The sequence below is a fragment of the Citrobacter sp. Igbk 16 genome, assembly GCF_028069755.1.
Lineage (GTDB): Bacteria > Pseudomonadota > Gammaproteobacteria > Enterobacterales > Enterobacteriaceae > Citrobacter.
Genome location: NZ_JANEWJ010000041.1, coordinates 25062 through 34265, shown reverse-complemented (window position 1 = coordinate 34265; position 9204 = coordinate 25062). Strand labels below are relative to the sequence as shown.

The window sequence follows — 9204 nt, the reverse complement described above, 5'->3', positions numbered from 1 at the left end:
CAAATCTATAATACAAATTATTTCCTGAATGCTAGCCGTATCAATATCTTCTGCATTCATTTTTGAAAGATAATGAATGTGATCATCTGATAAAATTAATTCTGCACCATTGTCCTTTAATGCATTCCTTACATTTGTTAGCCCCTTTTTAACTGCTCGGATTTTTTCTATCCTAGGAGATTCTTCACTTTCATCTTCATCTGTTTCTACTTCGTCCAGTTTTGTGAATAAAAGTTGGAATTTGTCTGTATAGCCATTCCTGACTACGGATTCAATTGCACTTTTGCCACCTGATGCAAAAGGTTTCCTGCTTTCTTCTACTAACACAATAGAATCAGCTAAATGAAAATAATCTAAATGCCTGGGAGATAGTCGGCTTGCTTCCCGTGTGTCATGTCCAATACCTTCACCATCTATAAGCACAAGTTCAGTAGTAGATGGGAGCCATGTAGCCAATAGGTTGCCCTGTAGTCTGGCATGTTCGACAATTGGAGAGATAGAACCTCTTGCACTTGATAAGAGCAATTTCGCTTTTTCAATAAAGTCGTTTAAATTGTCTGATTTGGTTTGATAGAAGTTTTTATCTGAGAAAAGTTCATGCCCATCACAGATATTGGAAACTTTTGATTCTATAAATTGGAGTATGTCAGTACGTATTGCATCGATTTTTTCTTTATTACTATCTATAGCAAGTTCAATGATTACTCCAATATCTTCATCGATAGATATGCTGTCTTCATCACCTTGCAATTCAACTGTGATGTTATCAACGGTTGAATGAAAGTGGGAAATAAACTCAATGAGAGTTGATGCGACCTCTTCTCTCTGTTCTATAGTGAGAATGTATTTTAGTCTGAAGCGTTCGTCTGGGGTTTCTTCAAGATATTCTACAATGGAATCTTTAGATGATTGACCTTTTTTATAATCTAAATATGCATTTTGTATTGCAATTTCTAAAATTTCTGACACTGAGTTTTCTATTACTGATTTTGGTTTGAATATATATGTCGCTTGGTATGGAAGGTCTTTACTTAAAACATATTCTGTTATGGCAACCGTGGTGCGTTTTTGCTGAACAGAAGGGAATTTTAGCTTATGAGTTCCAAGCATCTTCCTTACAATTGTTGTTTTTCCTGCCCCTGTATCACCAAACAAATAAAGTTTTGGCATATTAACAGGGATAGGACTTAAAACATTTAATTGTTCTTGTACATCTTCAAACCTACTCATCTAATATTCCTATTCTAAGATGAAAATGTATGCCAGTTATTCCCAGCATAGATTAGTATTAAAACAATTTTATGTATTAATAACACTTATGTTTGGTAAGGAAAAGTGATTTCAGGGGGATGTTGAGGATGTGCCTGTTAAGCAATGCGTGAAAAAAATACAAAAGTAAAAAAACAGCCATTAGGCTGGGTTCTTTAAATAGTGGTGCCGCACTCGGAATCATATCCACGAATAATGTGCTGTTTGTTATTGGTTTTGTTGAAATTTCTCGCAAACAGCGCCCCCATGCCCCCCATATAAAATCGCTTTGTTTTTTGATGGTTATCATGAAAAATCAGCAAGTAGAGAGTGATGTCACCATGGAGCAGTTGAGACAACCAAGCATCATCTTTCAATTCATTCTCTCAGAACTAGAACTAAAAATACTGCTCCAGAACTCTTTCTAACTTGCTCGCCGCCGCCGCATACTTGGCCGGATTCTTATCCTTCAGTACCGCCAGATTTCGCAGCTTCCAGCGAATAGCCGGTAGGTGTTGAATTTCAGGATAGCGATACAGCGACCAGTCAGGGGTATTTTGCTTATAGCTGAGCAAGAACTGGCGATCTCCGTCCGTAAGATGTGATTTCAGCGTTTGTGGCAGCAAAGTCGTTACTGATAAAAGGGACTCCAGCGATGTTACCCGCTGTGTCATTCCTGAAAATTCCTGTGCGTAAAGAATCGCGATCCGCGCTGTATCCCAGTTTGGTGCCAACAGCTCGGCAATGGGGCGGGGATGGCCTGCCAGATAGCAAAGAAAACCGTCAAAGATCTCGCGCGTCAGGCCCGGCTTTTCCAGCATATTCAGCACGTCAAACAGATCGCGCGGATGCTGACGGTCGAGTGCGGCGCAGATTTTACCGCCGTAAAGATCCGCCAGCGAGACGACATTCATGGTGGTGAAGCCATATTCCATTTCCACCTGTTCACATACTGGCATTTCTGTTGGTGGCAACAGTAGTCCACGCCAGACCGGACTAACCTCTATCTTTATCTTCGCGTCGGCGGTGTTGACGATGATGCGCTTTTCATCCGCTTTATTCTCCTGCCGGATAGCGGTGATCCCCGGTCTGCCGTTCAGCGATTCAGTAATACGTATCAAGGCGTCATTGATGGCTGCCAGATCGGTATCGCGATCTGCAAAGCTCTTATACGCCAGATCGATATCTACCGACAGGCGAGGGAAATCCTGCATAAACAAATTGATTGCCGTGCCGCCTTTCAGGGCGAAACAGGACTCCTTTGCCACATGCGGCAGGGCAGTCATTAATAGCCTGACCTGTCGGGCATAACTATCACGCAGATCCATCTTCGACTTCTTCCGGTTTAAATGCGCGGGGAACGGTTATTTGATAATCCGGCTCCAGCCAGCCGCCGGGAACAATTTGTCGCTTTCCCGAGCCTGTTTCTATACCGCTTTGATCGAGATACTGAAAATAAGGATGCGCATTGCGCCGGGCAAGATAGAGCATCACCCGGTTGGTTTTAACCGAATGGCTGGCGCAGAGCAGTGTCTGTAATTTCCGTGGGCTGAGAAGGTTCATCCCCTGAAATAAGGCATCGGCATGTTCGAACGAGATCAATGCAGGAACGCCGCAGGCGATCTCATACGCGGCCAGTTCCGGGACGCTGCCCACTAACTGTTGATCGCCGATATTCAGTGTTGTCGTAAATGGTGTTACATCAACGGTGAGGCCAGAGGTATACAGCGTGACAAACGTCGCGGTTCGTTCGAAAGCGGAGAACCATCCCGGCAGTTTGGTATAAGCCGGAAGTGTGAGCCAGACCTGTGGTTTACCCGGTTCGGTATAGTGGGCATGGCCCTGTAGCGCAAGGCTGGTCAGCCCCGCCACGCGAACCGGTTTTTCCCACTGTGTTTGCAGGCAGTAAACCGCGTCCATCCAGTCGGGCTCGCGGCCCGTCCGGCAGTATACGCCGTGTGCGATCCGCCTGAGCCAGCCATTCTGGACATAGAGGTAGGAAAGCTTACGGTCTATGCCGTTGTGGGTAAGCCATGACTGGAGCAACACCTGACCGGGGAGGGTGTTCTGCATCAGCCAGTTTAGATAGTTTGGCAAATGTCGCCTCTGGATGGACAAATACGTAAATTATCAAACTAATTTAGACCGAAAGTGATTTTATCGCAACATTCGGTTTGGTGATTTTCGTATTTGTCGATTATAAATCGACATTTTTTATAAAATATAAACTATAAATCATTACAGAAAAGTAGGGCTAAATGTATTCGTCAGCTAACGTGGGGCGTGTAACATAGCTTCAAAGTGAAACAGCAAGCGTAGTGTATTGTCCCTGTGCTAATTGTTGTACAGGGCTCAGGGCGTGGCAAAACGATAAGAAGAGAATCTGATGAAATTCACCGAAGATACCCGCGTAAAAATTCCCGTCATTCTGCATTTGATAAGGCTGGGTTACAGCTACCAGTCGCTCAAAACGCAAACGTGGGACAAAGAAACCAATATCTTCCCTGAGATCTTCACCTCCGCCCGCTGTTAGAGCCCGTTCCGCCCCATCTTGTTGAAAGCCTGACCGTTGATACTCTTCCGGCGAATTCCCCTCAGTTTGGGCCCGAATGCACAGAGCTTTGTAATTATTGCCTTACCCTGACGCAAACGCTGGCGGGGCAGGGGTTTTCTTCAGAAACGGAGAAATTCCTTAGCTGGTTGCTGTATGACCTGATCAACTATTTTGCGGCAGAAATGAAAGCCCCGCGCTGGCTGCGAACCGCCGACGGCGTGAAGTTTATTGACGGGGTGGCGGCATGATGCAACCGGACTGGCATTCTGCTGACATCATCGCGGCGCTGAAAAAACAGGGGACGTCGCTGTCCGCCGTTTCCCGCAAATCAGGGCTGGCGTCCTCCACGCTGGCAAATGCGTTGATAAAGCACTGGCCCAAGGGGGAAAGGCTGATCGCTGAAGCGTTGGGTGTGGCGGCAGAGCAAATCTGGCCTTCGCGATATAGATAGCCGGGGCTGGGATGGGGCTCAGAGTTTCTGTCCCCAGAAAGCAAAAAACCAGCCCGTAGGCTGGTTCTTCTAAATAGTGGTGCCCGGACTCGGAATCGAACCAAGGACACGGGGATTTTCAATCCCCTGCTCTACCGACTGAGCTATCCGGGCAACGAGGCGCATTAAACCCGATTCACCTCGTTTCGTCAACGAAATTTCTTCAAATCAATGCAGACTGCACAATCTATCACCACATTGCTGGTATTGCACGCATTCTCAGGCAAAAAATGCCGTCCATGCTGCGGAAAGCGGCATTGCCAGTAGCAGGGCGGGAAGCATATTCACCACCGCAAACATTTTGATTCCACAAATACGTAGACCCGTCGCCAGCAACAGCAGTCCGCCTACCGCGCTGAAATCAGCCATCATGGCTGGGGTTGTCAGCGGTAAAATCAGAGCCGCGCAGGTGGCGAGCGTCAGCTGGATTGCCAGCATTGGTATGAAAATGGCAGATACGGCGATTCCTAGCGAGCAGGCGAAGATAATAGCGGTGAAGAAATCGAGAAATGACTTCGCGATTAAAATATTAGGATCGCCGGTCATCCCTTCATGTATCGCCCCGAAGATCCCGGTTCCGCTGGCGCAAAACAGCACGATGATAGCCACGTAGCTTTGGATGAAAGATTCGTGTGTTGCATTGACATCCGATTTGGTGAAAAGCTTCTGTGCTTTGGCGACCGCGGTATTAATGCCTTTTTCCAGATGACAGAACTCGCCGATCAGCGCGCCGACCAGCGTTGCCAGCACCATCACCGGCAAATTGGCGCACTTGATGACCAGTAAGATACCGATGCCTAACGAGGCCAGCCCGAAAATAGAGGTCATAGAGACCCGAATTCGTTCTGGTAAATGCTGACTGAGCAGCGCACCAAGAACGCCACCGAGTAAAATGGCGCTGGCATTGATAAAGGGTCCGATTACCACATTCGCTCCTGCATACCTATTATCATCTTGATATTAAATGAAATGAGTTGGGTATAATTATGTTTTCAGAATGCATTATTATGACGCTAATATTCGATAGAATGCTTGTTTATCTGTGAGGTCTATGCACTGGATTTTATCTTGCGCCTGATAGTGAAAGCTGCCATGATTGCGCGAATTTTCTCCTGTCTGAATGGGGCTGCCTGGGATGTTATTATTACCCTTACATCACCTTTCTGCGCGACGTTTGCCCCTTCCTGCGACATCTCTTTATTCTCTCACCATGCGGTGACGGCAGCGCACGCTCACTGCAGGATAACAGTAAAATCAGAGGCTATCTGCTTTTACTGATGTCTGGCGGTCGGGGCTGGTGACCAGTTTGACCTGTCATTTCGAGGGGCATAGCAATGCGGCTTTGCCCGGGACTTTTGATTCTCCCGATACGGGTTTTTGCGCTTATGAAATCAATGAATATTGCCGCCAGTGGTGAACTGGTTTCTCGTCTGTCTACTCATCGCAAGGTGGTGACGCTGGACAGTACCGATTTTACTGACGTCGCGGCAGTCGTCATTACCGTTGCGGACAGCCGCAGCGGGATCCTGGCTTTGCTAAAACGCACCGGGTTTCACTTACCGGTGTTTATATTTTCAGAGACCAACGTGGATGTACCCGCCGACGTAGAGGCGGTTATCTGCGGCAATGCGCAGGACTGGCTGGAACTGGAGTCTGCCGCCTGTCGGTATGAGGAAGATCTGCTGCCACCTTTCTATGACACGCTGACGCAGTATGTTGAAATGGGGAACAGCACCTTTGCCTGCCCTGGACACCAGCATGGCGAGTTTTTTAAGAAGCACCCTGCGGGTCGTCATTTCTATGAATTCTTTGGCGAGAACCTGTTTCGCGCGGATATGTGCAATGCTGACGTTAAGCTCGGCGATCTGCTGATTCATGAGGGGTCCGCGAAGCATGCACAAAAGTTTGCGGCTAAAGTCTTCCACGCCGATAAAACCTATTTTGTGCTGAACGGGACCTCTGCAGCAAATAAAGTGGTGACCAATGCGCTGCTGACGCGTGGCGATCTGGTGCTTTTTGACCGTAACAACCATAAGTCGAACCACCACGGTGCGCTGATCCAGGCGGGGGCGACACCGGTTTATCTGGAAGCGGCGCGTAATCCGTTTGGCTTTATTGGCGGCATTGATGAACACTGCTTTGATGAGGCGTATCTGCGCCAGCAAATCCGTGAAGTCGCACCGCAAAAGGCTGACCAGCCGCGTCCGTTCCGCCTGGCGATTATCCAGCTTGGAACCTATGACGGGACAATCTACAACGCCCGCCAGGTGATCGATAAGATCGGTAGCCTGTGTGATTACATCCTGTTTGATTCCGCATGGGTTGGCTACGAGCAATTTATCCCGATGATGGCTGATGGATCACCGCTGCTGTTGGAGCTGAATGCTAACGATCCGGGGATCTTCGTTACCCAGTCGGTGCATAAACAGCAGGCCGGATTCTCGCAAACTTCGCAGATCCACAAAAAGGATAACCATATTCGTGGTCAGGCGCGTTTCTGTCCGCATAAGCGCCTGAATAACGCGTTTATGCTGCATGCTTCCACCAGCCCGTTTTATCCGCTGTTTGCGGCGTTAGATGTGAATGCCAAAATCCATGAAGGCGAAAGTGGACGTCGGTTATGGGCGGAGTGCGTAGCGTTGGGAATTGAGGCCCGTAAAGCGATACTTACCCGCTGTAAGATGATTCAGCCGTTTATTCCCCCAGTGGTTGATGGTAAACCGTGGGAAACCTATCCGACGGCGGTGATTGCCAGTGAGCGTCGCTTCTTTAGCTTTGAACCTGGCGAAAAATGGCATGGCTTTTCCGGTTATGCGCGTGACCAGTATTTTGTTGATCCCTGCAAGTTGCTGCTAACCACCCCCGGCATTGATGCACAAACCGGGAAATACACGGCGTTCGGCATCCCGGCAACGATTCTGGCGCACTACCTGCGTGAAAATGGCATCGTGCCGGAGAAGTGCGATCTGAACTCGATTCTGTTCCTGCTCACTCCGGCAGAAAGCGCAGAAAAAATGGCACAACTGGTGGCTATGTTGGCGCAGTTTGAACAGCATATTGAAGATGACACGCCGCTGGCTGACGTGTTGCCGACAATCTTCAATAAATATCCGGTACGTTACCGGGACTACACGTTGCGTGAACTGTGTCAGGAGATGCATTCACTGTACGTCAGCTTTGATGTGAAGGATCTGCAAAAGGCCATGTTCCGTCAGGCGAGCCTGCCTGCCGTGGCGATGAACCCGCAGGATGCCAACAGCGCTTTTATTCGTGGTGATGTTGAACTGGTTCGCATTTGCGATGCGGAAGGCCGTATAGCTGCTGAGGGAGCATTGCCTTATCCTCCTGGTGTGTTGTGCGTGGTGCCAGGTGAAGTATGGGGCGGGGCGGTACAGCGTTATTTTCTGGCGCTGGAAGAGGGCGTGAACCTGCTGCCGGGCTTTTCGCCGGAGTTGCAGGGCGTTTACAGTGAGACTGATGCGGACGGTATTAAGCGCCTGTATGGCTATGTCGTGAAGTAAGCGCCATCTGGCCAAAAAAAGGTCACCATTAGGTGACCTTTTTTCATCAATAAAGATTAATGTGCGATAGTCTGCGTGCCAGTCGGAACGCGTACGTGTTTATATTTAAACAGAGCCACGAAAGCGAAGGCCAGAACCAGTGAGTAGCCAGCGAAGATCAGCCACACCGTCTGCCAGTCAGTGATACCATTCAGCGTGTAGTACTCAACCACTTTACCGCTCACCAGCCCACCCAGAATACAACCGAAGCCGTTGGTCATCATCAGGAACATACCCTGTGCACTGGCGCGGATTTCAGGACGTACCTCTTTCTCTACAAACACGGAGCCCGAGATGTTGAAGAAGTCGAAGGCACAACCGTAAACAATCATCGACAGAATCAGCAGCACGGTACCGAACGGAGTCGGATCGCCGTAAGCAAACAGACCGAAGCGCAACATCCACGCCACAATACTGATAAGCATAACGTTCTTGATACCGTAACGGCTTAAGAAGAACGGGATGGTCAGGATAAACAGGGTTTCAGAGATCTGGGAAATAGACATCATCACCGACGCGTGCTCAACGATAAAGCTACCAGAGAACAGCGGGTTGTTATCGAAGCTGTGCAGGAAGGTATTACCGAACATATTGGTAATCTGCAATTCTGCGCCCAGCATCATTGAGAAGATGAAGAAAATGGCCATACGCTTGTTTTTAAACAGCGCAAAGGCATCCAGGCCAAGCATTGATGTCCAGCTCTGGTTTTTCTGCTGGTTGGCAACCGGAATGTGTGGCAGCGTCAGGGTGAACAGGACCAATACGACGGATAATGTTGCGCCGATATAAAGCTGCATATGGCTCAGTTCAAAGCCAGAGAAGCTGACTGCCCACATGGCCAGAATAAAGCCGATGGTGCCCCAGATACGGATTGGTGGGAAGTCGGTGACAATATCCATCCCGGCAGACTGCAAGCGATAGTAAGAGATGGTGTTGATTAACCCCAATGTTGGCATATAGGCCAGCGAGTTAAGCAAAATCACAAAGAACATTGCCCCAGGCGTGGTCACTTCGGCTGCGGCGAACAGCGTTCCTGCACCGACCAGGTGGCAAAGCGCATAAACCCATTTTGCACTGATCCATTTGTCAGCCACGATCCCTAACAGGGTCGGCATAAACACGGCGGCAATCCCCAGCGAGCTATACACTGCGCCGATGGATGCACCGTCGAATTTAAGGGTGACAAACATATAGGAGCCGAGGGTTGTCAGCCAACTACCCCACAGGCAGAACTGCAGAAACGAGAGAACTTTCAGCTGCAGCTTAAGATTCATGTTAATTTCCTCACACCGTAATGCGGATGGATGTTTTAAAAGGCACATTTGCCGTTGCAATATGATGTGATTCTATCA

The 9204-nt window shown here is 48.5% G+C and carries 9 protein-coding genes, 1 tRNA gene and 1 pseudogene; 4 read left to right on the top strand and 7 right to left on the bottom strand.

Annotation, left to right across the window (positions count from 1 at the left end):
* The 4 genes from NNO03_RS20460 to NNO03_RS20445 form a co-directional block, all read right to left on the bottom strand.
* On the bottom strand, window positions 1-1230 hold a 1230-nt coding region (locus NNO03_RS20460), incomplete at its 3' end, for a hypothetical protein (RefSeq protein ID WP_271450381.1).
* Between the two features lie 194 nt (window positions 1231-1424).
* Complete coding sequence (locus NNO03_RS20455; protein ID WP_271450380.1) at window positions 1425-1625, bottom strand: hypothetical protein; 201 nt, start codon at window positions 1623-1625, stop codon at window positions 1425-1427.
* A gap of 21 nt (window positions 1626-1646) precedes the next feature.
* On the bottom strand, window positions 1647-2576 hold the full coding sequence (locus NNO03_RS20450) for a nucleotidyl transferase AbiEii/AbiGii toxin family protein (RefSeq protein WP_271450379.1): 930 nt from the start codon (window positions 2574-2576) through the stop codon (window positions 1647-1649).
* Window positions 2563-3345, bottom strand: a complete 783-nt coding sequence (locus NNO03_RS20445; protein ID WP_271450378.1) for a type IV toxin-antitoxin system AbiEi family antitoxin domain-containing protein — start codon at window positions 3343-3345, stop codon at window positions 2563-2565. Before NNO03_RS20445 ends, NNO03_RS20450 begins: the two co-directional genes overlap by 14 nt.
* Window positions 3346-3634: 289 nt before the next feature.
* Here NNO03_RS20445 and NNO03_RS20440 point away from each other — a divergent pair, with 289 nt between their 5' ends.
* The 3 genes and pseudogenes from NNO03_RS20440 to NNO03_RS20430 all read left to right on the top strand — a co-directional run bounded on the left by NNO03_RS20440 (window position 3635) and on the right by NNO03_RS20430 (window position 4253).
* Window positions 3635-3781: a hypothetical protein gene (locus NNO03_RS20440; RefSeq protein WP_271450377.1), complete on the top strand. Its 147-nt coding sequence runs from the start codon at window positions 3635-3637 to the stop codon at window positions 3779-3781.
* Window positions 3766-4050, top strand: a pseudogene (locus NNO03_RS20435) (hypothetical protein); the annotation flags it as partial. The gene NNO03_RS20440 and the pseudogene NNO03_RS20435, both read left to right, overlap by 16 nt.
* Complete coding sequence (locus NNO03_RS20430) at window positions 4047-4253, top strand: helix-turn-helix transcriptional regulator (protein ID WP_271450376.1); 207 nt, start codon at window positions 4047-4049, stop codon at window positions 4251-4253. The pseudogene NNO03_RS20435 and the gene NNO03_RS20430, both read left to right, overlap by 4 nt.
* Before the next feature lie 77 nt (window positions 4254-4330).
* Here the strand turns inward: NNO03_RS20430 and NNO03_RS20425 are convergent.
* Window positions 4331-4406 (bottom strand) — tRNA-Phe (locus NNO03_RS20425).
* Window positions 4407-4511: 105 nt separating this feature from the next.
* Complete coding sequence (locus NNO03_RS20420) at window positions 4512-5219, bottom strand: DUF554 domain-containing protein (RefSeq protein ID WP_271450375.1); 708 nt, start codon at window positions 5217-5219, stop codon at window positions 4512-4514.
* A 458-nt stretch (window positions 5220-5677) separates the two neighbouring features.
* Here NNO03_RS20420 and NNO03_RS20415 point away from each other — a divergent pair, with 458 nt between their 5' ends.
* Window positions 5678-7813 carry an ornithine decarboxylase gene (locus NNO03_RS20415; protein WP_271441189.1) on the top strand — a complete coding sequence of 712 codons (2136 nt, stop codon included), beginning with the start codon at window positions 5678-5680 and terminating at the stop codon, window positions 7811-7813.
* 56 nt (window positions 7814-7869) lie between these two features.
* Here the strand turns inward: NNO03_RS20415 and NNO03_RS20410 are convergent, their stop codons facing one another.
* The gene (locus NNO03_RS20410) at window positions 7870-9126 is read right to left on the bottom strand and encodes a nucleoside permease (RefSeq protein WP_271450374.1); all 1257 of its coding nucleotides are present in this window, start codon (window positions 9124-9126) and stop codon (window positions 7870-7872) included.
* Window positions 9127-9204 lie beyond the last annotated feature (78 nt).

Excerpts from the sequence above, each read along its gene's own strand:
- NNO03_RS20450 (WP_271450379.1), bottom strand. The coding sequence starts at position 2,576 with ATGGATCTGCGTGATAGTTATGCCCGACAGGTCAGGCTATTAATGACT.
- NNO03_RS20430 (WP_271450376.1), top strand. The coding sequence starts at position 4,047 with ATGATGCAACCGGACTGGCATTCTGCTGACATCATCGCGGCGCTGAAA.
- NNO03_RS20410 (WP_271450374.1), bottom strand. The coding sequence starts at position 9,126 with ATGAATCTTAAGCTGCAGCTGAAAGTTCTCTCGTTTCTGCAGTTCTGC.
- NNO03_RS20415 (WP_271441189.1), top strand. The coding sequence starts at position 5,678 with ATGAAATCAATGAATATTGCCGCCAGTGGTGAACTGGTTTCTCGTCTG.
- NNO03_RS20440 (WP_271450377.1), top strand. The coding sequence starts at position 3,635 with ATGAAATTCACCGAAGATACCCGCGTAAAAATTCCCGTCATTCTGCAT.